Consider the following 22,808-nt stretch of genomic DNA (forward strand, 5'->3'; position numbering starts at 1 on the left):
CCATTCAGGTCGTGCACGGCTGCGCTCAGCCGAGACCGCCTTCACACTCACCCGCCCCGAAGCGCGCCCACAGTCCCTCGAATTGGGGACTTGACACCGTCGATCGCGCTCAGTAGCTACGCATTTCCCCTGGGTACGTGGGGTTTCCTTTCTGTTTCTCCACGACCGTGGTTAGATCACGTTGCGGCCACAGCCGTCGTACGTGTTGACAGTCCCTCCCGGAGGGAAGATGCCAGTAGACCGGCGCCCGCAGAACGCACCGGCGCAGAACGCCCCGGCGTTGTCCCACAGGGAACGCCAGGTGTTGGCCCACATCGCGGCAGGCCTCTCGCACAAGCAGGTCGCCAGACGACTGGGCATCAGCGTGCACACCGTGAGCACCTATCTGCGCCGTATCCGCAGCAAGCGCACCGCGCCCACGGTGGCTCATCTGATCCATCTGAGCCGCAGCGAGGAGTGCTGACGGGCAGCAAGGAGTGCTGACGGGCGCGGACGCGGCGGGACCGCGCTTCGGCGGGGTCAGCCCCCGCGGCGCACCCGGGCCGCCCGGCGCGCCTCGGCGAGCTTGCGGGCCTCGGAGCTCTTGCGGGACTTGCCGCCCGTACCCCCCGTACCGCCCGTACCGCCCGCACCACTGGCGGCGTCCTTGCCGTCCTTGCTGGTGCCGAGGCCGCGGAAGGGCTTGTTGGTGTTCTTGGGGCGGGCCGCGGCGGGGCCGCCGTCGAGCGGGGTGCCGGACGGGCGGCGCGCCCCGGTGATGCGGCTGAGCACCGCCTCGCCCGAGCGCACCTTGGTGACGGTCGGCTCGATGCCCGCCTCGGTCAGCACCAGGCCGGTCTCGCGGCGCTGACCGGAGAGGACGAGGGTGACGACGCGGCCGGACTCGCCGGCCCGGGCGGTGCGGCCGGCGCGGTGCAGATAGTCCTTGGGGTCGGTCGGCGGGTCGACGTTGACGACGAGGTCGAGATCGTCGACGTGCAGGCCGCGGGCCGCGACGTTGGTCGCCACCAGGGCGGTGACCTGGCCGTTCTTGAACTGGGCGAGGGTACGGGTGCGCTGCGGCTGGGACTTGCCGCTGTGCAGGGCGGCCGCGGACACCCCGCTCGCGCGCAGGTGCCGGGTGAGCTGGTCGACGGCGTGCTTGGTGTCGAGGAACAGCAGGACGCGGCCGTCGCGGGCGGCGATCTCCGTGGTGACGGCGTACCGGTCGGGGGCGTGGACGACCAGGACGTGGTGGTCCATGGTCGTGACGGCGCCGGCGGACGGGTCGACCGAGTGGACGACGGGATCGCGGAGGTAGCCCTCGACCAGCTGGTCGACGTCGCGGTCGAGGGTGGCCGAGAACAGCAGCCGCTGGCCGTCGGCGTGCACCTGGTCGAGGGCCTCGGTGACCTGCGGCAGGAAGCCCATGTCGCACATCTGGTCGGCCTCGTCGAGGACGGTGATCCGGACCCGGCCGAGGCGGCAGGCCTTGCGCTCGATCAGGTCGTGCAGACGCCCGGGGGTGGCGACGACGACCTCGGCGCCATCCCGCAGCGCGGCGATCTGCCGGCCGATGGAGATGCCGCCGACGACGGTGGCGAGCCGCAGCCGCAGCGCGTCGGCGTACGGGGTGAGCGCCTCGGTGACCTGCTGGGCGAGCTCGCGGGTGGGCACGAGGACGAGGGCGAGCGGCTGCTTGGCCTCGGCACGGCGCCCCGCGATACGGGCGAGCAGCGGCAGCCCGAAGGCAAGCGTCTTGCCGGACCCGGTCCGCCCCCGCCCCAGCACGTCCCGCCCGGCGAGGGCGGTGGGCACGGTGACGGCCTGAATGGGAAAGGGCTCACGCACACCGAGCTCGTCGAGGGTACGGAGGAGCGGGGCGGGCAGATCCAGATCACCGAAGGACGGCGGCGCGGCGACGTCGGGCTGGGCGGGGTGGTGGTGATCGGAGTGAGTCATGAAGAGCCTTCCGCGAAGGGACCGGAACGGACACACCGAGGAAGGCCCGGCAGGTGGTGGCCCCGCGGGCGGGGCCGGGGTGGTGCGGGGTCCGGCGGGGCCGGGGTGACGGTGCATGACCCGACCGGAGCCGGGGTGACGCTGGCCGCCCCAACCAGAGCCGGGACGCTCAGTACTCCGGCCGGGGCCGGGGTGACGCTGCGTGGTCCCGACCGGAGCCGGGGTGACGCTGGGTGCCTCGCCCGGCCGGGGCCGGGTGACGCTGGTGCCCCGACCGAAGCCGGAACGCTCGGCCCCAACCGAAGCCGGAACGCCGGGCCCCGGCCGGGGCCGGAGCGGGTGGGGCAGACGAGCCGGGCTGTACGCCGGGTTCTGTACCGCGGGTCCTCGCGGACGTCGCGGCGACGGCCATCCATCTAGGGCCGGCATTGCTGCCGGCCTCGTGCGGTCTACCCGCGGACTCGGGCGGGCAGCCCTCGAACGTCCGCGCAGAGCGCGTTTCACGGCGCTCCTCTTGACCTTGCTCCAGGTGGGGTTTACCTAGCCGCCTGAGTCACCTCAGGCGCTGGTGGTCTCTTACACCACCGTTTCACCCTTACCTCGCGCCGGAGCGCGGGGCGGTCTGCTTTCTGTGGCACTGTCCCGCGGGTCACCCCGGGTGGCCGTTAGCCACCACCTTGCCCTGTGGAGCCCGGACGTTCCTCGGGAAGCCCCCCGAAGGAGCCTTCACGCGACCGTCCGCCCGGCTCGTCTGCCGTGCGGACCATGGTACCCGGCGGGACCCCCGCCCCGCCCCCGAGGCCGACGCCGCTCACGCCCCGCCTTTCAGTTCGCGACGTCAGCAGCGCCTTCGAGGTGCTCCGTGAGGTGCCCGAGCGTGTTCCAGGCCTCCGCGTCGGTCCCATCACCCAAGGGGTAGTGGAAGGCAGGTGCGGCCTCCGTTCCGAGCCGGACCGGGCGGACGCCGAGGGGCGGTCGACCGGCTCGCGCAAGGCCGGTGTCCCGCACGCCGGAGGAGCCGAGGGTGAAGGAGACGGGGACGGGCGGTGCCTCGAAACGCGGGGAGGCGGTCAGCTCACGGTCGCCCCGGCGGAGTGAGACGAGCATGGTCACCAGGTCGTGTCCGGCGACGAGCGTGCGCGCCAGTGCCTCGACGGAGTGCAGAGGCGGCTCCTCGTCGGCCGCGTGGCCCACCGCGAAGGTCACGTCTTCGGCCACGCCGGACGCGGTGCGGGTGACCCGCAGGGAGGCGAGGGCGGGCCGGTCGGGGTGGCCGACCGCGAGCAGATGGCTTGCCCCAGGCGCGCGGTCGCGGGCCAGGTCCGTCAGCTGGCGGGTGGACCAGGGCAGGTTGACGGGTTCGGCGGTGCCCCACCCGGCGGGAGACGTGCCGGTCAGGCGCTGCCAGATCTCCTCCAGACCACGGCCGAGCACCAGGCCCGCGTCGGCCTCGTGATGGGCACGGAAGGAGACCAGAAGTTGGTGCTCGGCGACCTGTGCGGCGGCCGTCGTGGTGAAGGCCTCGGCCACGGCGGTCTCCCCGTCCTCCGTACGGGCGGGCGCGAAGGTGCCGTCCTGCCATCGCAGCACAGCCCCCGAAAGGCCGTCGTAGTAGCCGCAGTCGGGGTGTTGGACGACCCAGCGGTTGGGGGCACCGGTCAGCGCGGTACGCAAGGGCAGGCTGAGGCGTACGTGCGGTGGCGTGACGATGTGCAAGGCGCGGTCGGAGGCCGTGGTGGCGCGCAGGATCTGCGACAGCCAGGTGGTCAGCGGGATGACGGGGCGGTCGGCGATGACGACGGCGGTCGAGTCGGTGAGGACGTCGACGGCGGGGAGGTTCCCGGCGGGTTCCGGATGCGCCGAGACCTCGTCGCCCAGAGGTGTCCCGACGACGTCGAGGCTCGCCGCGTCCGGGGGCCACACGGTGCCGCCGAGCAGGGTGCTCAGCCGTCCGCAGAGAGAGCCCGCGAGCCGGTCGGCCTCGGGTACGGCGGTCGTCGCCCGTGCCTCGGTCCACCAGAACGGCACCCCGGGCACCGGCGCCTCGGGGCCGAGGAGCCGCTGCGCTTCACCGGGTACCTGGACGAGGAGCGGCGCCTCGACGGATACCAGGGGACGGCCGGCCGCGGTGCGCAGCTGGATGACCGCACCGTCGTGTTCGGTGCCGATGCCGAGATCGGGGCCGCCCGCGTGCAGGGCCGCGAGCAGCGCCGGTGCGTCGGGCATCTTGTGGCTGAGGGCTATGACGTCTTTGGTCACGGTGTTCCTGTTCCGAAGGCCGCGCCGGGGGTGCCGTCGGTCTCGTGGCTGAGGGCGGTCTGCATGAGCTGGTGGCGGCGTCCCCGGCGGACGAGGGTGCCGCGGCCGGGGGGCTGGGGCGAGGCGTACAGGCCGGGGAAGAGCTGGCCTTCGGTGCGGTCGCCGGTCATGAGGAGGGCCGTGGTTCCGGTTTCGCGCAGGGTGGTGAGGAAGGGCTCGTACAGGGCGCGGGAGGACCCGGCGACGCGGCGGGCGACGATGAAGTGCAGGCCGATGTCCTGGGCGGAGGAGACGTACGGGACGAAGGGCGCGAGCGGCTGCTGGCCCGCCGTGGTGAGGATGTCGTAGTCGTCGACGAGGATGACGATGCGCGGGCCGCTGAAGGCGGGTTCGAGGGTGTCGGCGTCGGGGTCGGCGGTTTCCGGCAGGCGCTTCTCGAGTTCGCCGGCGATTCCGGTGGCCAGGGCCTGGGCGAGCTTGGCGTTGTGTGCGTAACCGCCCCGGTAGGGCTCGGGGATGACGCCGCGCAGCCCGCGGCGCGGGTCGAAGACGCCGAAGACCAGCTCGCTTTCGCTGTGGCGGGCGGTGAGCTGACGGGATATGTGCTTGAGCAGGTTGGTCTTGCCGCATTCGTTGTCGCCGAGGATCAGCAGATGCTGGTCCTGGCCGAAGAGGTCCAGCAGGACCGGCGCGAGAGCATCCTGGTCCACCCCGAGGGGGATGCCCGAGGGCCCGTCCGAGGACGCGGTGAGTTGTGCGGCGGACAGCTGGGTGGGCAGGACGCGGACGGGCGCGGCGAGTTCACCGTGCCAGGTGGCGCGGATGGTGCGCGCCGCGTCCTCCAGGGCCGAGCCGAGGTCGGCGGTGGACGGCGTGGTGTCGATGCGCGGCAGTGCCGTCTGGGCGAAGAGTTTCGCCTCGGTCAGGACCCGGCCCGGAGTGTCGGGCGTGAGGGTTTCGGCCAGTTTGCGGTCGATGCTGGAGTCGGCCGGGTCGTTGAGGCGCAGCTCGCTGCGGCTGCCGAACATGGATTGGGTGGCGATGCGCACGTCGTTCCAGCGCAGCATGCCCGCGACGACGTGGACGCCGTAGCCGCCGCCGCGCTTGAGGAGGTCGGCCACGTCGTCGTCGAGCTCGTTGAACTCGTCACGCAGGGCGCCGAAGCCGTCGACGAGCAACACGATGTCGGTGGAAGCCAGTTCGGGCACGCGTCCCTGAGCCCGCAGGTGACGAAGCTGGTCGACGGAGTCGATGCCGTGGGTGCGGAAGAGGGTCTCGCGCTCGTTCAGCATGGTGCGGACTTCGGCGACGGTGCGGGCGGCGCGTTCGTGGTCGGCGCGTCCGGCGATGCCACCGACGTGCGGCAGACCGGCCAGCGAGCCGAGTCCGCCACCCGCCAGGTCGAGTCCGTAGATGCCGACTTCGGCGGGGGTGTGCGTCAGGGCGAGGGAGAGGGCGAGGGTGCGCAGCAGCGTGGTCTTGCCGGACTGCGGGCCTCCGATGACGGCGGCGTGTCCTCCCGCCGCGGTCAGGTCGAGGATCCATCGGCCCTGCCACTGCTTCTCCGGGTCGTCGAGGGTGCCCAGGGGGACGCGCATCGCGCCGCCGCCCGCGCTGTGCGTTCCCGGCGCGAGGTGGAGTCCCCGTTCGGAGGCGGCGAGGGGGCCTGCTGCCTCGTCCAGGGTGAGGGTGCCGGGAAGCGGGGGGAGCCAGATGCGGCGTACGGGCGGGGCGGCGGCGCAGAGTTGGTCGACCATGGTCGACATGACGGTGGGGCCGGTCTCCCGTTCCCGCATCGCGGGTTGTCCTGCCGTGTCGCCGCCGGCTGTCCGCGGTGCCGTGCTGTAGGTCGGATACGTGTGCACCAGCGGCTTGTCACCGTCGTCCGCCTTGACCGAGGGACCGCGGTGGGCCCCGGAGACGTATCCGGCCTTGAAGCGCTGATAAGTCGATGTGTCGACCTTGAGGTAGCCGAAGCCCGGCAGCGGCGGCAGCTGGAAGGCGTCCACCGTGTCCAGCACGGTGCGCGACTCGTCCGAGGAGAAGGTGCGCAACCCGAGCCGGTAGGAGAGGTAGGTCTCCAGCCCCTTGAGTTTGCCGGACTCGATGCGCTGGCTGGACAGCAGCAGGTGCACGCCGATGGAGCGGCCGATCCGTCCGATGGACAGGAACAGGTCGATGAAGTCCGGCTTGGCGGTGAGCAGTTCACCGAATTCGTCGATGACCACGAAGAGGTGCGGCAGGGCCTCGAGGTCGGGGCGCCGGGCGCGCAGCGCCGCGTAATGCCCGATGTCGGCGACGTTCCCGGCGTCCTTGAGTACCTGCTGGCGGCGTTTGACCTCGCCGGCGAGGCTGGTGTGGACCCGCTCGACGAGGCCGGCCTGGTTCTCCAGGTTGGTGATGACCCCGGCGACGTGCGGGAGCCCCGTGAAGGGGGCGAAGGTGGCGCCGCCCTTGTAGTCGACGAGGACCATCGCCAGGTCCTCGGGCGAGTGGGTGGCGGTCAACGCGAGGACCAGGGTGCGCAGCAGCTCGCTCTTGCCGGAACCGGTGGCGCCGACACACAGCCCGTGGGGGCCCATGCCGAGCTCGGAGGACTCCTTGAGGTCCAGCAGAACGGGTTCGTGCCGGTCGTTGAGGCCGATGGGTACGCGCAGGAAGTCCCGCTCACCGCGGGGCGCCCACAGCCGGGTGAGGTCGAGGTCGGCCGGGTCGTCGATGCCCAGCAGCTCAGGGAAGTCGACGGGACCCGAGATCGGTGTGCCGTCGGCCGCGGACTCGGCGGACAGCCTGAGCGGGGCCAGCACGCGGGCGAGCCCTTCGGCTCCCGGGACGCTCAGCTCGTCCGAGCTGCCCCGGCCGGGGGCGGCGTCCGGGGTGCGCAGGTCCTCGACGACCACCTGCCCGTCGTCGACGACGGTGATGCGCACGCTCACTTCGTCCGGTTCGTGGATCTGCTCCGCGAGCAGGTGCAGCACGGTCACGCCCATGTCGGACAGTCCCACCGCGGCATCGGGGCGGGGCAGTTCGTCGGCCGTCTTCCCGTAGGCGTCACTGACCACGAGAAGACGGTCGCTGAGCTTCAGGGCGTCCTTCCCGGACAGGCCGCGGCGCACCTCCGCGGCGTAGGAGGAGCGGCGGCGCAGGTCGGCTGCACAGTGCCGGGCCAGCTCCGTGAGGCTCGGGGCGATCCGCCGGGCGGCGACGGGGCCGTCGCCTGCCGGTGTGTCCAGGACATGGGGCAGCCACTTGGCCCACTCCCACGCCTCCAGCCGGTCGCCGGGCACACCGAGAGCGATGGCCACGTCGTCCGGGGCGTGGGTGACGGCGGTCTGGGCGAGCAGGGCTCGGGTGACCCGCAGCACCCCGTCACGGTCGCCGACGATGCTGACGTTCCCCGCACGGTCGAGTCCGGCGGTGAGGGGAAAGTCCGTCGTGGTGGCGAACCGGTGCTGCAACGCGCGGGCTTCGTTGAGCATGAACGGGTCGGGCGGGGTGAGCACTCCGCTGCCCGAGTTCTGTTCGATGTCCAGATCCTGTACCGGCACGTCCCCGGTGCCCAGACGCACCCGCAGGAAGTCGGTGTCAGCGCGCCGGCGCTCCCAGAGGCGGGCGGGATCGCGTACGAGGTCGTAGAGCGCGAGCGGCGGGGGGTTCAACAGCCGGGCCTGGGCCCGCAGTTCACGTTCGACGTCACCGAGCTCCTCGCGCTGCTCCTCCAGGTACTCCAGATAGCGCTCCCGCTGGGTACGCCGGGTGCGCTGAGCCTTGCCCCGCTGGGACAGGAACAGCGCCACCGCGCCGAGGAGGGCGAAGACCAGCACGATCGCGCCGACGGCCGCGAACTGGCTGTTCCGGATGATCGTCATCATCACGACCGATCCCATGACGCCCGCCATGGGGAGCAGCGAGGTGGCCGCGTTGCCCGTCTTGCCCTCCGGCAGATTCGGCGGCGGCTCGATGGTGCGCCGGGTGGCGCCCGGAAGGGGCCGGGTCGAACGGGCCGGCCGGTGGACGAGTTGCTGGGTCATCGCACCCGCACCGCCCGCCGCATCGCCTCGGCCGCCAGCTCGACGGCCGCCTCGGTGGAAGTCTGGCCGAGCATGCCGGTGTGGATGGGGCCTCCTTGGGCCAAGTGCCGGTCGTAGGGCAGCGGCACGACGCTGACCCCGGTTTCCCGCAGGTGGGCGGCGGCCGTCTTGAGGTCGAGCGTCATGTCGGGCGAGTTGGCGGTGAGCGCCACCACGGTGGTGGCGAGCGCGGAGTGGGGCAGCTGGGCGAGCCAGTCCAGGACGACCCTGGTGCCGTTGACGCCTTCGGCGGTCATGGGGGCGACCACGACCCGTGCATGGGCCGTGTCCATGGCGGTGCGGGCCACCTCACCGGGGAGGGTCTCGCAGTCCACCACGGACACGGCGAAGTAGCGGCGCAGCGCCAGGGTCACGGTCCGGTACGTCGGTACGTCCAGCGGTGCGCCGACCCTCCCCTGACTCGCGGGCAGCAGCCATCCGCCATCCGTGACCGGGACCAGATAGCCGGTGACGTCGGTGAGCTGCATGGCCGGGCTGAGGATGCGGGCGAGATCGGCACACGCCCAGCGCACCGACTCGGCCCCAAGGCGCACCGGCAGTGTGCCGAGCGCGCCGTCCGCCTCCAGAGCGAGCACCGGATCGTGGCGGTAGTGGGTGAACGTACGGGCGAGGAGGGCGGACACCGTGGACTTGCCGACTCCGCCCCGGATGGAGGTGACGGCGACGACACGCCCTGTGGTGACCGGCTGTTGCACCTCGTGGGCGAGCCGTGTCAGCTCGGCGACCTCGCGACCGGCGGAGGCGGTGAGCTTGCGCAACGAACGGCCTGTGCGCCGCACCACGGAGTCGCCGTGCTGGGGACCGCCGAGGGCGAGGGCGAGCCGGGGGTCGACGGTGGGCACGGGCTCAGGGGCCGGCATGGGGATCCGAGGATCACGTACACCGCGAGGCGCGGGCACGGCTCCCTGACCGTGGCCGGGGGCGGTCGAAGGAGGGGACGATCGCCGTCCGGCATCCTCCGCGTCGGCAGTACGAGTACGCGGCGTCACGGAACCCTCGGTTGGGCTCTCCACCGTCACGGGGTGGGCAAGCCGCAGCCGCGCGGTCGGCTCGCCGCCGGGCGTACCGTCGGTCGGCCTGCCGCTGGGCGTACCCCCGGTCGGCTTACCGTTGGGCGTACCGTCCTCCGCCCCCAACTCCCGCAACAGATCCCGCTGCCAGTCAGCTTCAGCCATGGGACCCGCCCCTACGCGAAGGTGTCGAGCAGTCGCCCGTACACGCCGAAGACCCCGAGCACCAACGGCAACAAGGAGATCACCCCCACCGACTCCACCAGGTCCCCCGCACGCCGCACCCGGACCCGTACGTGCTCGGCGGGACGCACCGCCAAGGCCAGCAACGGCAGTACGACGAGCACCCCGAGGACGCCCATCGGGCCGGCGGGCACCTCAGAGCGCTCCAGCCACACCACGATCAGCCGGACAGCGACGACCGCCGCGCACACAAGCAGCGCGACGACCTCTCCCGTCAGGGGGAAGGCACGGGACCGCAGCCCCAATACGAGGGTGACGGCGACGCCCAGCAGCACCGTCCACACCGTCACTTCGCGCAACACCAGCACACCGGCCGCGGCGGCGGAGGCCGCGACGACGACGGTGGCGCACACCAGTCCTCGATGCGTGGCCGCCAACGCCGTGTTCACCCGGTACCGACTCACCGATGCTCCGCCCGTACGCCGGTCGTCAAGGCCCGACAGTCCGGACGCCATCAGCGCGAGACGGGGAAGCAGTCCCAGCGCCACCAAGGACACGGCGGCCAGCGCCGCGCCGACCCGAGCCTGCTCACTCACGTCGCCCGCCCCGGCCTGCGCGGCCAGGGCGACCTGCCAGGCCACGACACAGGAGGCGGCCGCGGCCGCACCGACCAGGGCACCACGTCCCAGCGGCGAAAACCACCCCAGCATCAACAAGGTCACGACAACGGCACCGGCCACACCGGCGAGCCGCAGAGCGCCCGTCCAGTCGTACGCGTCAGCAAGCGTCCAAGCCCCCAGCACGCCCAGGCCCCCGCCGACTCCGAGCAAAGTGACGGCGACATCGCGCCGCCGCGCCCGTCCGAGCAGCGCGCCAATCACAGCGCCCACCGCGGCGGCGCCGAGCGCCCCGCCACCCACGGCGGACAGCTCGAACTGCCCCCGGGCCAACACTCCCGCGGTCAACGCCCAGAAGACGGTGAACAGTCCCGCGACCACGGACCTGGCCCGAGCACCCCACCGCCACGCCCTGACGTCCAAGTCCTCGGCGGCCTCATCGCTGACGTCATGCACCACGGGCGCCGACGGAGCGTCTTCCGCCCGCACCAACCGCAACACCGCACCGTCGACGACACCCGCCGACTCCAACGTGCCGTCCTGCGCCAGGGCCGACCCGTCCGTGGTCACCAGATGCCGCAGCTCCGGTCGCGCCCCCACCTGATCGCCGAGCAGCCGCAACACCTCGGGCAGCAGCAGCCCGACCGGTTCCTGGGACGGAAGCACGAGATCCACGCGCCGCCGCTCACCCACCAAGGTGATCCGGCTCAACATCGTCCGACGCGTGGTGTTCGCACCGACGCCGTCCGTGCGACTCAAGTCCCCCGCAGATATCACGTGTTCGAACCTATCATCGAGAAGAAGACGCGCCGGAAGGCGAGGGAGAGACAGGAGAAGAGGGCGCGGAAGTGCCATAGGGGCTCTTCCCGATAAGCCGGTGCGAGACGAATGACCATCCCACGCACCCGGCGCACAGCACCGCGGCGATCACCACCCCGGCAAACACCTTCCCCAACCGCTCGTCGACGGTGCGCCGTTGCCGCAGAGCACCAAACAAAAAAGCATCCCGAAGCCGCCGCCGCCGAACCGACACCGACTCCAAGAGTTGACTGTCGTAGTCCTGGGCCGACATGAAATCCTTTCGTTTTGGGGCGGTCAGGGTGCGTGCGGAGTACAGCACAGCGACCCTCGTACGGGAAACCCTGATCGCTGATCGCATCAGGGCCATAGGGCCATAGAATCTGGTCATGAGTGACGTGTACGCCCTCGACCTGGCCTTTGACCTGTCCGGGTCGACACCGGCAGCGCTTATCGACGACCTGTGCTGGCATCTTGGCATCAGCTCCGGGCGAAGCCGCGACGAGACTGAGGACGAGTGGCCACTACTGGCAGCTAGAGGAACCGGGTTATATATTGGCGGCACCCTAGTGAACGAACTGACACACGCCGATGACTCCTGGCACCTCACCGTCCGTCAGGAGGTGCATGAAGAAAGCCTCCCCGAAGTAATTTCCCTTCTGCGTAGACTGGTCGCCTTTGCGGGATCCGAAGGAATTGTCGGGCAGATTCGTTTCTACGAAGATGAAGCACCTGAGCTGCTGCTCAATGAAGCCGGAATCTTGACGAAGGGGATCTCGCAGCACAATATTACCGCACAGACCCTGAACGTCAGGAATCGTTGAATTCTGGACTCAACTTCAACTCGGATTCCGCATTGGCAAGCATACGCGTGACTTCGATCGGCATGTTGTGGAACTCGTCCATCACTACGTCGTACGGCTCTACCCGATGCAACTTGCCATCGAACCCTCTCACTTCGATGAAGTACCGGAAACCGGCCGGTGAGCCAGCGTCGCACACCTTGATCCATTTGGCACCGTGACGCCGAACGAGGAAATCACCGAGGACCGACGTCAGATCCGTGTGGAGCGTAATCCAGTCCGATTCCTCAAACTCATCGAGCGGCAGCCGCGCGACGTAATTTTCCAAGCGCGGGAGGATTGCCAGCGTATCCTCTTCGAATCGCTCGGGCGCGACCCCCAGCATCGTCGCGAAATCGCAAGCGTTCCGATGGGCGCCCTCAGCCCACTCCAGGGCTGCAGCCGCTCCCTGGCCCGGGGTCTCACTCTGCATGAATTGCCTTTCGATTCATTCGGGGCATGCTATTTCTTCGGCGTCGGACCATATTCGATAAATGTAATCCTGGCCTCGATGAGATAGTTCCGCAGCTCCTGAGACGGACCTGCATGTGTGAATGACCACCTCGGATCATATCTCGGGTTCATGCGTCGTAGAGCAATGTCCTTATGAACCTGTTCCCTTATGTGCTTGCTCAGGGGAACTTCACCCTTAACGGTCTGCTTCGTTCCGTCGTGCAGGGTGATCGTCCTGTACTGCTGATACGTCTTGACCTCGACAGCAAGCACTCGACCATCTGGCATGTCAACTGGGACATCGACCTTACGCCCCCCCTTCGCTGTGACCGGGTACTTAGGGTCACTGTTGGTGGGCACGGGATAGTGTCGCTCCTGGCCGCCCCCGTACATCTGCCGGTGGAACTCCTCGCCATTCATCCAACGCATCCGCGGGTCACGCGCCCGCCGCACCCCGTCCAACGTCAGAGGACCGTCGGCAGGAAGTAGTGCAGGCCGAGAATGGTCGGGCTCTTGACCATGGTAAGGATCATTGGCTGCTGCGACATCACTCGCGTCTGCTCTAGGCAGAGCATCGGTTTCCGGGTGCTCACCTGGCGGCACGGCGTGTTCGTCCGACGTGGAGTTGGATGATGCACCGTGAGACGTGGGCCCCTCATCTCCCTCATGGAAGGTGGCCACGTCTCCGCCCCCGTACGGACCTTGCCCAGAGTTTCCAGCTCCTGCCGTGCCGCGGGGACGTGGAGGGGCGAGGTCGGTGTGGCCAGGCACGTGATCGCCGTTGCCCGGCCCTGCAAGGTGACCCGACCCCGGATTCTGGTGGCCGGCGGACGGGCCATGGGTGAATCCGCCGGACGGACCATGAGGTCGGTGGGACGCCGCGCCACCCGCAGCATCGCGACCCGCACCGCCACCGAGATGGCCCCCGGGCCGTCCAGCGGTCTCGCCCGCGCCGTCTCCTGCTCGCGAGCCGGCCATGACCGGATCGTGATGCGGATCGTGCACGGAGGTCACGTCGGTGTGCGTGCTGATGTCGGCGTTGCGGGTCTTGGTGACCTCGTCGGGGAGTTGGAGGGGCTTGTGGTCGAGGTCGCGGATGGCTCCGCCCTCGTCCATGTAGGCGGGCCTGCCGTGGTTGTCGGTGAGAGGGAGCGCACCTTCGGGCATGTCGGCGTACCGCGCCGATCGTGCGGTCGCCTCGTCAGCCAGTGTGTAGGTGGTACTGGTGGCGCCGGGGACCTTGATGCGCGCTCCCCCGGCGCCCGCACCCTTCAGGGTGTTGAAGAGGTCGCCGACCTTGAGCGCGCCGATCTTCCCCGTGTTGATGGCGTACTTGCCGCCCTTGATCGCGAACTGGCTGCCCTTGACGGCATACATGACGGGGTCGACGAGGCGGCCGGTCTTGCCCACCGCGGCGATCGCCTTGGCCGCGGCACCACTCTTGGCCGCCGCGCCCGCGCCGCCCGTGGCGATCGTGGTGATGACGTTGAAGGAGACGGCTCCCGCGGCACGGGCGGGGTTCTTGCCCCACTGGTCATAGGCGACCAGCGCCTTGCCGGTCTCCTTCACGGCCGTGCGTGAATCGCGGAGCCAGGAGGGGAGCTTGTCCCCCGGCATCGTCCAGTACGCGACGCCGAGCGGGCTGAGGGTGAGGGCCAGGCCGGTCGTGAGCTTCGCCAGGCCGGTCCAGGACTTCTTCATGCCGTCCCAGCCGTCGGTACCGACGAGGCTGCCCAGGCCCTTGGCGGTGCCGACCACACCGTCCATGATGAAGCCGTCCCACACCAGGGACTTGAGGTTGTGGCGGAAGGCGGCCCAGCCGGTGTACTCACGCTCCGCGGGTGTGCCCCAGGGAAGCTCGGCCTGGTCGAGCACGTCGGCCGTGTAGCCGTAGGTGGTGCAGTCCGTCCTGCCGTCGTCACTGAGGTGCAGTTGGACGCCGCCGACCAGCGCGGTGATCTTGTTGTGGCAGGTGATCTCAGCTGCCCAGAAGGCGAGCTGGGTGGCTTTGACGTCCTCCTCCAGCTCGTTGTTGCGGTGGAGCTTGTCCTCGTCCTGGCGCCAGTCGTCGTCACCGGCGATTTCCGACCAACAGAACTTGACGGCCTCGTCCTTGAGCCGCTCGAGCTTCGCGGCCAGCGGGCGGACCTCGGTGGCGTAGTCGCTCAGCGCGGTGGCGACCTTCTCCAGGTCATCGGCGAAGGCATCACTCATGGTGGCCACCGGCTTGGTGGTGGCGAACAGGTCGTCCGCCTCCGGGGTCTCGTAGAAGGCGGCCAGCCCCTGGAAATCGGAGTGGACCAAAGCACCCTCGATGCGGAAGAGTGCCGCCCCGGCCGTCAGGGTGGTCGAGTTCTCTTCCAGTAGTTCGAGATCTCCGGTGAACTGGGGGATCTTCGCCGGCTCGATGGCGCCGTCCCAGCTCATCCGTGCCCGTCCGTTCCGGTGCGCGGGCGGTGGCCGCCGTTGCCGCCAGGCAGGTCTATATGAGGCTCTTCCAGAGCCTTGTTCTGTGTGTCGATGGCCATTTGCAGATCGCCCTGGTAGTAGGCCACGGCAGCATCGGCCGCCCCGTTCAGCGATTTGTCGGCGCGCGCGGCGATGTACTGCAGGTCCCTCTGCCATTGAGCGAGGAACACTCCCAGGGCCGTGGCGACCGGGCCCTGCGTACCGTCACCCTTCTCGCCCCCCTCAACGGCCGTGCCCGCGTGCTCCGCAGCTTTCGGAAGCGTCTCCTGCACGGTCGACCCGGCCGACCCCAGCCCCTCGGCAGCGCCCCCGGCCTTCTCCAGCACACCCCGCACCCCGGCGGGATCAATATCCCAAGCAGTCACGCAACAGCCCCCCCTTGCCTCTTGCCCTTCAATCCCCGTCACCCGGCCGGCCGCCTGACGGCCCGGGCACCTCGTCGGCCTCAACGGCCGGATACTCAGCCGATGTTGTCGACCGCGGCCCGCGCGCGGGTGATCGTCGTCTGCGCGGTTCCGTCGTTCTTCCCCAGCGTGGTGCGGACGAGGTGGATGATCTCGCGGACCTCGTGCGCGGCCTTGTTCCAGCGCACTTCCTTGCCGTGGTACTCGTCGGAGACGCCGTCGGCCTGGTAGTCGGCCATCGCGGCCTTCACCGCTTTGTCACGGTCCCCGAGCACACGCTCCAGGTGGCCGATGATCAGCTGCAGGCTGCCCTGCACCTCTCCGGAAGCACCGGTGTCGTACGAGCGGCGGTCTTGGGATGCTGCCATGACGAGAACTCCCCGTGTTCGATGTCTGGTCGGCCGCCCGTCCCTGAGGGGCCGGGCGAGCCGGGTAGGTCCGTGCTGTGGCCGGGTCAGCCGGAGAAGCGGGCGGCCTCGAAGTTGGCCAGTCCCATGTGCTGGTGGGCGTTGTCCGCCTGCTCCTGGTCACCGGAGCCGAACGCCTCGTCCATTCCGGACTGGCCTCCGAGAATCGAGGCCAAGGACCCGTTGAGTGCCGCGGTGATCTCGTCGGCACGGTCCTTGAAGGAGTCGAAGGTCACCTTGCCCGCCCCGTTGAACTTCCCCTCCAGCGGTTCGGCAGCCTGGATCAACAGATGGATCAGCGTGCCGAGATCGTCGCTCGACCCCGAGGTGCTCTTGCCCAGCACCGCGAGCGTCTGGTCACCCATGTCGAACTTCATGTACCCACCCCGTAGTTCTGGCGCGCCGACCGGTCGTTCCCCCACGCCACTCCGATCACAGCGCGCGCACGATTCACTTACGTCGCGTAGCGCATCGAACATACTCTCCCATAAGACATTGCAGGCGCAACGAAGTTGAGACCTGAGGGGCGTGATTCGGCCCACGCTCACTGCGAAGCCGTTCCGCTCGGCGCCACGAGTCCTCACTGACCAGCAACAGGGCAGGTCGGTGACCGACAGAGGGCCGGAAGGCCACGTTCGAGCAGCTCACAAGTCGGCCGGAATCATGCGCTACGTCAAGCCTCGTGGGTCACTCGCGGGTGGGGGTGGGCAAAGGAGGAGTGTGTTCCGCGAACGAAGAGCGCAGAACCACGGCCCGCGCGGGGCGCGCCCGCTTGACCTTGTCGCAGCGTCAACGTTTTTACTGACCCCATGCGGATCGGAGAGCTCGCCGGCGTTGTCGGCGTCACCACGCGTGCCATCAGGCACTACCACCATCTGGGGCTGCTGCCCGAGCCGGAGCGGCGGGCCAACGGGTATCGGTCGTACGGGTTGCGGCACGCCGTCGCGTTGGCCCGCGTCCGGCGGCTGACCGAGCTCGGGCTCGGGCTCGCCGAGGTGCGGGACGTGCTCGCGGACGACGCGGGGCGCGACCTCGCCGAGGTGCTCGCCGAGCTCGACGCGGACCTCGCCCGGCAGGAGACCGCCATCCGTGAGCGCAGGGCGCGACTGCGGTCCCTTCTCGACGACGCCGGGCGCGGGGGACTCTCGTCCGAGGGGCCCGTCTCGCCCGAACTCGCCGCCTTCTTCCGGGAGATGGAGCGCGCCTCAGCCGGGCGTGAGGGGGCGGAGTCGGTGATGGCCGCCAAGGACCGTGAGTTCCTCGCGCTGTTCGACACCACCGCATCGCCCGAGGACCGGGACGCCTTCCTCACCGCGCTGCGTCCGGCCCTCGGTTCGCCGGGAGCGGTCGAGCGTGCCCACGCGGCGTACGAGCGGCTCGACGCGCTCGCCGACGCCGACCTCGCGGATCCCCGCGCGCAGGTCGCCGTGGACGAGGCCGCGCGGACCCTCGCCGCCGCCCTGCCCGACTCGCTCCTGACCGACCTGGGCAGCGAAGGCGCCCAGGCCTTCGCCGAGGGGCGCGCGGTCCGCGACGACGGCTTCCTCGACGCGTTCTTCGCCGACTTCGCGCCCGCGCAGGCCGAGGCCGTACGTCGCGCGATGGCCCTCCTCGCACAGCGCGGGAGGGCCGCCGAATGAGCGCCGTTCCCGTGCCCGTCCGGCGGGCCGTCGGGCATGAACTGCGCGTCCTGGCAAGCCTTTTGAGGTGGCCTGCCCGGCGGGTCCACGGGGTGCGCGGGCCGCACGACCGGGCCTTCGGGCACGCCCGCGACCAGGCAGCCATCATGTACGCGCTGACCTTCGTCTGCGTCGTCGAGGCGTACGGGATGTCCGTACTGCTGCGGAACTGGCCGGCCCTCCACCTGGCGACGCTCGTCCTCGACGTCTACGGCGCGGTCCTGCTGCTCGGCATCCACGCCGCCTCCGTGACCCGGCCGCACGTCCTCTCGCCCGACGGCTCCGGGTGCGCCAGGGCGCCCACCGTGACCTGCGGATACCGCTGGCGGTGGTCGCCCGCGTACGCGCTGAGCGGCGGTTCACGCACGAGCCCGCCGACGGAGTGCTCGACCTGCCGGTGGCCTCGACGACCTCGCTCACCCTGGAGCTGACCGAGCCGGTCATCGCCGTCGGCTTCCTGGGCGGGCGGCGCGAGGTGTCGACGGTACGACTGCACGCGGACGAGCCCGCGCTGCTCCTCGCCGCCCTGCGCGAACGACTCCCCCGCCCTCACACCGGCGCGAACTGAACCTTCGCCGTGCCGGGGTCCGCCTGGGCGAGCCGGACCCGTAGCCGCTCCCCCAGGGGCAGCTTCGTCGAGCCGCCCTCGACGCGGGCGACCACCGCGGGATCGGTCAACTGCACCGTGCCGACGGACGGTTCGCCGTCCTTCACGTCCACCACCACCGCGTCGAAGATCTCGCCGACCCGGCCCTTGACCAGCGCCGCCTCGACGATGTCCACGCACTCGCGCTCCACGGTGTTGCCGCGCCGGGTGCCGTCCGCCATCTCCTTGGGCAGCCGGTCCAGGGCGGCGAGCACCCACTCCGGGGGCGGTTCGTCCGCGCAGGCCGCGAGGCAGAGCTCGGCGGCGTACCGGTCGACGAGGCGGCGCAGCGGGGCGGTGCAGTGCGCGTACGGGGCCGCGACGGCGGCGTGGGTCGTGAGCTCGGGGATCCGCCCGCCCGCGAACGCGGTGTAGCCCGCGCCGCGCAGCAGCGTCGTGCACTCCTGCAGGAACGCGGCGTGGTGCGGGCGGCGCGGGTCGAGGGACCGTACGAGCTGCGCGTACGAGACGTGGTGCGGCCAGTCGATCCGCAGGGCCGCCGCGGTGCGGCGCAGCCGGGCGACGGCGCCGTCCGGTGCGGTGGGCAGGGTCCGCAGGATGCCGGTGCCCGACGCGATCATGAGGTCGGCGGCGGCCATGCCGGTGAGGAGGGAGATCTGCGCGTTCCAGCCGTCGGCGGGGTGCGGGGCGCGGAAGGCGAGTTCGTACGTTCCGTCGCGCTCGACGATCTCCTGCTCGGGGACGTCCAGGGAGATGCCGCCGCGGTCGACCTCCTGCTGTTCGCGCAGGGCGCCGATGACGGCGAGGAGCGCGAGGGGCTCTTCGGCCGTGCCGTCGTCGACGGCCTTCTGCACGCCTTCGTAGTCGAGCTTGGCCCGGCTGCGGACGAGGGCGCGGCGCACGTCGGTGCGCTCGGGGCGGCCGTCCGTGTCGAGGTCGATGGTCCACAGGACGGCGGGGCAGGTCTGGCCGGGCAGGAGGCTGGCGGCTCCCTCGCTGAGGGAGGTGGGGTGCAGGGGCACCTTTGCGTCGGGGAAGTAGAGGGTGGTGACGCGGCGGTGCGCCTCGGCGTCGAGCGGGCCGCCGGGCGTGACGTACGCGGCGACGTCGGCGATCGCGTACGACACGCGGTAGCCGCCGCCGTCGCGGCGCGCCAGGTGCATGGCCTGGTCGAGGTCGACGGAGGTGGGCGGGTCGACGGTGAAGAGGGGCAGGTCGGTGGCGTCGTACGCCGGCAGCCGGGGCGAGGCGGCGGCGCGTGTCGCTTCCGCGAGGACGTCGGCGGGGAATTCTTCCGGTACGTCGAGTTCCGTACGCAGGGCGCGCAGGGCGGCCCGCAAGGGGGCGGCCTCGGCTGCGCCGGTCACGCGGAGGTGGCGGCGGGGCATGCGTCCGAGCGTATGGCATGCGCCGGGCTTGAACGGTGACGTGGCGCGCCCCCCGCGCGGGGCCTTGCCGGCCGGTACTCCCGCCGGCCCTCCGACCCGCCCGGTCACATGGCACGCCCCACGCGGGGCCCTGCCAGCCCGCACTCCCGACGCCGGCCCCCCGACCCGCCCGGTCACATGGCACGCCCCACGCGGGGCCCTGCCAGCCCGCACTCCCGACGCCGGCTCCGCGTACGCCCGGGAGGGAACGCGGCGCGGCACACGGAGCAGCCCCACCGGCCCGCACCCGCGTACGAGACGGGAGGGGACGTGGGGGTATGTGCGCACGGAGCACCGAGCACACGGTGGCCCCGCTCGTTCACGAGGCGCAGCGAACAGTGGATGGCGAGTACGCACATACCCCCGCGGCCCCGCACCCAAAAACGAACCCAAGGCGCAGACGCCACGCACCCGCACCCGCCCCGCGCCCCGCACCCACAGCCGGAGCGAAGGCGCAGACCTCACCCCTCGCGCTCCCGCCCCCAGAGATGGACCGAAAGCGCAGCCGCCCACGCCCCCGTACCCTTTCGCAGGGGCCGCACCCCCTCCCCCATACGTCCAAGGAGTCCTATCGTGCTCGTCCTGTTGCCGCCCTCCGAAGGCAAGGCCCCCTCCGGACGGGGTGCCCCGCTCAAGCCCGAGTCCCTCTCCCTCCCCGGGCTCACCGGCGCGCGGCAGGCCGTTCTCGACGAGCTCGTCGAGTTGTGCGCCGCCGACGAGGAGAAGGCCCGCACCGTACTCGGCCTCAGCGAGGGCCTCCGCACCGAAGTCGCCAAGAACACCGAGCTGCGCACGGCCGGCGCCCGCCCCGCCGGTGAGATCTACACCGGCGTCCTGTACGACGCCCTCGACCTCGCCACCCTCGACGCCGCCGCCAAGCGCCGCGCCGCCCGTTCGCTGCTCGTCTTCTCCGGGCTGTGGGGCGCCGTCGGAGTGAGCGACAAGATCCCCTCGTACCGCTGCTCGATGGGCGTGAAGCTCCCGGGACTCGGCGCCCTCGGCGCGTACTGGCGGGCGCCGATGGCCGAGGTCATGCCCGAGGCCGCGGGCGACGGTCTCGTCCTCGACCTGCGGTCGTCCGCGTACGCGGCGGCGTGGAAGCCGAAGGGCGAGGTGGCCGGGCGGACCGCCACCGTCCGCGTGCTGCACGCGCAGATCGACGAGAAGACCGGCACCGAGAAGCGCTCCGTCGTCTCGCACTTCAACAAGGCGACCAAGGGACGCATCGTCCGCTCGCTGCTGGCCACCGGCACCCAGCCCAAGGACCCCGCCGAACTGGTCGAGGCGCTGCGGGACCTGGGCCACGTGGTCGAGGCGGAGGCCCCGGCCAAGGCGGGCAAGCCGTGGGCGCTCGACGTGGTGGTGCGCGAGATCCACTGACGAAGCCGGCGGACCCTCACCCTCCCCCTCCCAACGTGTTGCAGCATGCGCAACGACCTTTGCGCATGCTGCTCTCCTGGGGGCAGGATGCCCTCATGACCTCCTCCACCCCCGCGTCCACCCCCGCGCCCGCCCCCGCCGCCACCTCCGTGCTCGACCTCGCCCCCGTCGTCCCCGTGGTCGTCGTCTCGGACCTGGACGACGCCGTGCCGATGGCGCGCGCACTCGTCGCGGGCGGGCTGCCCGCGATCGAGGTGACCCTGCGGACGCCCGTCGCGCTCGACGCGATCTCGGCCATCGCCGCCGAGGTACCGGACGCGGTGGTCGGCGCGGGCACCGTGATCACGGCCCGCAACGTCTCCGACTCCGTGGAGGCCGGCGCCCGCTTCCTCGTCAGCCCCGGCTGGACGGACACGCTGCTCGACGCGATGCAGGGCTCGGGCGTGCCGTTCCTGCCGGGCGTCTCGACGACCTCGGAGGTCGTGGCGCTGCTCGAACGCGGCGTACGGGAGATGAAGTTCTTCCCGGCGGAGGCCGCCGGCGGCACGGCCTACCTCAAGTCGCTCGGCGCACCGCTGCCGCAGGCCCGGTTCTGCCCGACGGGCGGCATCACGGCCGGCTCCGCGCCCTCGTACCTGGCACTGGACAACGTCGGCTGCGTGGGCGGCAGTTGGATGCTCCCCGCCGACGCCGTCGCGGCCAAGGACTGGGCCCGCGTCGAGTCGCTGGCACGCGAGGCGGCGGCCCTCCGCCAGGACGGCCGGCGGCCAACTGGCCAGCGGCCAGCCGCCTGTGTCAACGCAAGTGCGACGTGTCGTTGAGGAGCCGTACCGACGCGTTGCCGTCGGAGTAGTACGCCACCGCCGACACCGACGCCGCCGCGAGCTCCATGCGGAACAGCGACTCCGGCGGCGCGCCGAGCGCGAGCCGCACCAGCGTCTTGATGGGCGTGACGTGCGTGACGAGCAGGACCGTACGCCCCGCGTGCGCGGCCGCGAGCCGGTCCCGCGCCGCCGCGACCCGGTCGGCGACCGCCGCGAAGGACTCGCCGCCGGGCGGTGCCGCGTCCGGCGAGGCCAGCCAGGCGTTCAGCTCCCGCGGCCCGCGCTCCCGCACCTCGCCGAAGGTCAGCCCCTCCCAGGCACCGAAGTCCGTCTCGCGCAGGTCCTCGTCGAGGTGTACGTCGAGTCCGAGGCGGGCGGCGACGATGCGTGCGGTCTCCTGGCAGCGCCTGAGCGGTGAGGAGACGACCGCCTGGATCGTGCCACGCGCGGCGAAGGCGGCCGCCGCACGCTCGGCCTGCGCACGGCCCACGTCGGAGAGGGACGGGTCACTGCCGCCGCTCCCGGAGAACCGCTTCTCGGGCGTCAGCGGGGTCTCGCCGTGCCGCAGCAGGACGAAGGTCGCGGGGGCACCCAGATCGGCGGGCGCGGCCCAGCCGACCGGCGGAACGGCGGCACTGCGCGCGGCCCGGGCGTCGGCGCCGCCGGCCTCGTCCGCCCCGGCTCCGGTACGGGCACCCGTACTCGCATCGGCACCAGCACCAGCACCAGCACCAGCACCCGTACTCGTACCCGTATCAGCACCGGCACCGGCACCGGCACCGGCACCGGCACCGGCACGCGTAGCAGCCAGACCCGCCCGCACCCGTGCCGCACCCGCCACCGCGTCCCCAGGAGGCCCCACGGTCCCCACAGACACAGATCCCACAGGCTCCGCCGCCGCCCGCGCCGCCCGCGTGTCCAGATCCGCCGTCGACTCCGACGGCGACCACCGCTCGCCCCGCTTGCCCGCGTCCATCGCCTCGTTGGCGAGCCGGTCCGCGTGCTTGTTCTGGGCGCGGGGGATCCACTCGTACGTCACCCGGGACGAGGGGTAGACCCCCGCGGCCTCGGCGGCGAGCGGCTTCATGTCGGGGTGCTTGATCTTCCAGCGGCCCGACATCTGCTCGACGACGAGCTTGGAGTCCATGCGGACGTGCACCGATGCGGCCGGGTCCAGGTGGTGGGCCGCCCTGAGGCCGGCCACCAGGCCCTTGTACTCGGCGACGTTGTTCGTCGCGACGCCGATGTACTCGGCGGCCTCCGCGAGGGTCTCCCCCGTGGCGGCGTCGATGACGACGGCGCCGTACCCGGCGGGCCCCGGGTTGCCCCGCGACCCGCCGTCGGCCTCGACGATGAACTCCCGCTCGCTGAGCTCCCGCTCGGAGAAGTCCCGCTCGGACGGCATGACGGGCCGGTC

Annotated in this window: 20 protein-coding genes and 1 other RNA gene; 7 read left to right on the forward strand and 14 right to left on the reverse strand. The window is 71.2% G+C overall.

The genetic code is table 11. The annotated features are described in order from the left end of the window. The first annotated feature begins 229 nt into the window (after positions 1 to 229). On the forward strand, positions 230 to 463 hold the full coding sequence (locus ACFYO9_RS14100; RefSeq protein ID WP_355817435.1) for a helix-turn-helix transcriptional regulator: 234 nt from the start codon (positions 230 to 232) through the stop codon (positions 461 to 463). A 56-nt stretch (positions 464 to 519) separates the two neighbouring features. Here the strand turns inward: ACFYO9_RS14100 and ACFYO9_RS14105 are convergent, their stop codons facing one another. The 7 genes from ACFYO9_RS14105 to ACFYO9_RS14135 form a co-directional block, all read right to left on the reverse strand. Then, positions 520 to 1,941 carry a DEAD/DEAH box helicase gene (locus tag ACFYO9_RS14105; RefSeq protein ID WP_358773045.1) on the reverse strand — a complete coding sequence of 474 codons (1,422 nt, stop codon included), beginning with the start codon at positions 1,939 to 1,941 and terminating at the stop codon, positions 520 to 522. Between the two features lie 345 nt (positions 1,942 to 2,286). Beyond that, an RNA gene (gene rnpB, locus ACFYO9_RS14110) (RNase P RNA component class A) lies at positions 2,287 to 2,691 on the reverse strand. Positions 2,692 to 2,766: 75 nt separating this feature from the next. After that, the gene (locus tag ACFYO9_RS14115) at positions 2,767 to 4,200 is read right to left on the reverse strand and encodes a DUF6177 family protein (RefSeq protein WP_358773047.1); all 1,434 of its coding nucleotides are present in this window, start codon (positions 4,198 to 4,200) and stop codon (positions 2,767 to 2,769) included. After that, positions 4,197 to 8,231, reverse strand: coding sequence for a type VII secretion protein EccCa (gene eccCa / locus ACFYO9_RS14120; RefSeq protein WP_358773049.1), 4,035 nt, complete (start codon positions 8,229 to 8,231; stop codon positions 4,197 to 4,199). Before eccCa ends, ACFYO9_RS14115 begins: the two co-directional genes overlap by 4 nt. Next, positions 8,228 to 9,151, reverse strand: a complete 924-nt coding sequence (locus ACFYO9_RS14125) for a type VII secretion protein (RefSeq protein ID WP_355817424.1) — start codon at positions 9,149 to 9,151, stop codon at positions 8,228 to 8,230. The genes eccCa and ACFYO9_RS14125 overlap by 4 nt, the downstream gene beginning before the upstream one ends. Before the next feature lie 326 nt (positions 9,152 to 9,477). After that, the gene (eccD, locus tag ACFYO9_RS14130; RefSeq protein ID WP_358773051.1) at positions 9,478 to 10,815 is read right to left on the reverse strand and encodes a type VII secretion integral membrane protein EccD; all 1,338 of its coding nucleotides are present in this window, start codon (positions 10,813 to 10,815) and stop codon (positions 9,478 to 9,480) included. A 76-nt stretch (positions 10,816 to 10,891) separates the two neighbouring features. Next, positions 10,892 to 11,173, reverse strand: coding sequence for a hypothetical protein (locus tag ACFYO9_RS14135; RefSeq protein ID WP_358773315.1), 282 nt, complete (start codon positions 11,171 to 11,173; stop codon positions 10,892 to 10,894). Positions 11,174 to 11,288: 115 nt separating this feature from the next. Between ACFYO9_RS14135 and ACFYO9_RS14140 the strand changes: the two genes are divergently transcribed. Next, entirely contained in the window at positions 11,289 to 11,723 is a 435-nt protein-coding gene (locus tag ACFYO9_RS14140; protein WP_358773053.1) for a hypothetical protein, read from the forward strand. On the opposite strand, the gene ACFYO9_RS14145 is transcribed toward ACFYO9_RS14140, so the two are convergent. The 5 genes from ACFYO9_RS14145 to ACFYO9_RS14165 all read right to left on the reverse strand — a co-directional run bounded on the left by ACFYO9_RS14145 (position 11,710) and on the right by ACFYO9_RS14165 (position 15,851). Then, positions 11,710 to 12,174, reverse strand: a complete 465-nt coding sequence (locus ACFYO9_RS14145; RefSeq protein ID WP_358773054.1) for a hypothetical protein — start codon at positions 12,172 to 12,174, stop codon at positions 11,710 to 11,712. The two genes, ACFYO9_RS14140 and ACFYO9_RS14145, sit on opposite strands and share 14 nt — an antisense overlap. Before the next feature lie 29 nt (positions 12,175 to 12,203). Continuing rightward, entirely contained in the window at positions 12,204 to 14,621 is a 2,418-nt protein-coding gene (locus ACFYO9_RS14150) for a hypothetical protein (RefSeq protein WP_358773056.1), read from the reverse strand. After that, positions 14,618 to 15,028 (reverse strand): DUF6507 family protein, encoded by a 411-nt coding sequence (locus tag ACFYO9_RS14155; protein ID WP_358773058.1) that lies wholly within the window; start codon positions 15,026 to 15,028, stop codon positions 14,618 to 14,620. The genes ACFYO9_RS14150 and ACFYO9_RS14155 overlap by 4 nt, the downstream gene beginning before the upstream one ends. A gap of 95 nt (positions 15,029 to 15,123) precedes the next feature. Beyond that, a complete protein-coding gene (locus ACFYO9_RS14160) occupies positions 15,124 to 15,435 on the reverse strand; it encodes a pore-forming ESAT-6 family protein (RefSeq protein ID WP_355817408.1) in 312 nt (103 codons plus the stop codon). A gap of 86 nt (positions 15,436 to 15,521) precedes the next feature. Continuing rightward, positions 15,522 to 15,851, reverse strand: a complete 330-nt coding sequence (locus tag ACFYO9_RS14165; RefSeq protein ID WP_355817405.1) for a hypothetical protein — start codon at positions 15,849 to 15,851, stop codon at positions 15,522 to 15,524. 432 nt (positions 15,852 to 16,283) lie between these two features. Between ACFYO9_RS14165 and ACFYO9_RS14170 the strand changes: the two genes are divergently transcribed. From ACFYO9_RS14170 to ACFYO9_RS14180, 3 genes are read left to right on the forward strand one after another with little or no spacing between them, the layout of a single operon-like run. After that, positions 16,284 to 17,114, forward strand: a complete 831-nt coding sequence (locus ACFYO9_RS14170) for a MerR family transcriptional regulator (RefSeq protein WP_358773059.1) — start codon at positions 16,284 to 16,286, stop codon at positions 17,112 to 17,114. Then, the gene (locus ACFYO9_RS14175) at positions 17,111 to 17,584 is read left to right on the forward strand and encodes a hypothetical protein (protein WP_358773061.1); all 474 of its coding nucleotides are present in this window, start codon (positions 17,111 to 17,113) and stop codon (positions 17,582 to 17,584) included. Before ACFYO9_RS14170 ends, ACFYO9_RS14175 begins: the two co-directional genes overlap by 4 nt. Next, positions 17,551 to 17,721: a hypothetical protein gene (locus ACFYO9_RS14180; protein ID WP_358773063.1), complete on the forward strand. Its 171-nt coding sequence runs from the start codon at positions 17,551 to 17,553 to the stop codon at positions 17,719 to 17,721. The genes ACFYO9_RS14175 and ACFYO9_RS14180 overlap by 34 nt, the downstream gene beginning before the upstream one ends. On the opposite strand, the gene ACFYO9_RS14185 is transcribed toward ACFYO9_RS14180, so the two are convergent. Further along, positions 17,703 to 19,148, reverse strand: coding sequence for an RNB domain-containing ribonuclease (locus ACFYO9_RS14185; protein ID WP_358773065.1), 1,446 nt, complete (start codon positions 19,146 to 19,148; stop codon positions 17,703 to 17,705). The genes ACFYO9_RS14180 and ACFYO9_RS14185 overlap by 19 nt on opposite strands. Positions 19,149 to 19,760: 612 nt before the next feature. Here ACFYO9_RS14185 and yaaA point away from each other — a divergent pair. Both yaaA and eda read left to right on the forward strand, forming a co-directional pair. Then, the gene (yaaA, locus tag ACFYO9_RS14190) at positions 19,761 to 20,567 is read left to right on the forward strand and encodes a peroxide stress protein YaaA (protein WP_355817394.1); all 807 of its coding nucleotides are present in this window, start codon (positions 19,761 to 19,763) and stop codon (positions 20,565 to 20,567) included. A gap of 95 nt (positions 20,568 to 20,662) precedes the next feature. Beyond that, positions 20,663 to 21,388 carry a bifunctional 4-hydroxy-2-oxoglutarate aldolase/2-dehydro-3-deoxy-phosphogluconate aldolase gene (gene eda, locus ACFYO9_RS14195; RefSeq protein WP_358773067.1) on the forward strand — a complete coding sequence of 242 codons (726 nt, stop codon included), beginning with the start codon at positions 20,663 to 20,665 and terminating at the stop codon, positions 21,386 to 21,388. On the opposite strand, the gene ACFYO9_RS14200 is transcribed toward eda, so the two are convergent. After that, positions 21,363 to 22,796: a bifunctional RNase H/acid phosphatase gene (locus ACFYO9_RS14200; protein ID WP_358773069.1), complete on the reverse strand. Its 1,434-nt coding sequence runs from the start codon at positions 22,794 to 22,796 to the stop codon at positions 21,363 to 21,365. The two genes, eda and ACFYO9_RS14200, sit on opposite strands and share 26 nt — an antisense overlap. Positions 22,797 to 22,808: the final 12 nt, after the last annotated feature.

Origin of the sequence: Streptomyces sp. NPDC005863, from assembly GCF_042871345.1 — a bacterium.
GTDB lineage: Bacteria > Actinomycetota > Actinomycetes > Streptomycetales > Streptomycetaceae > Streptomyces.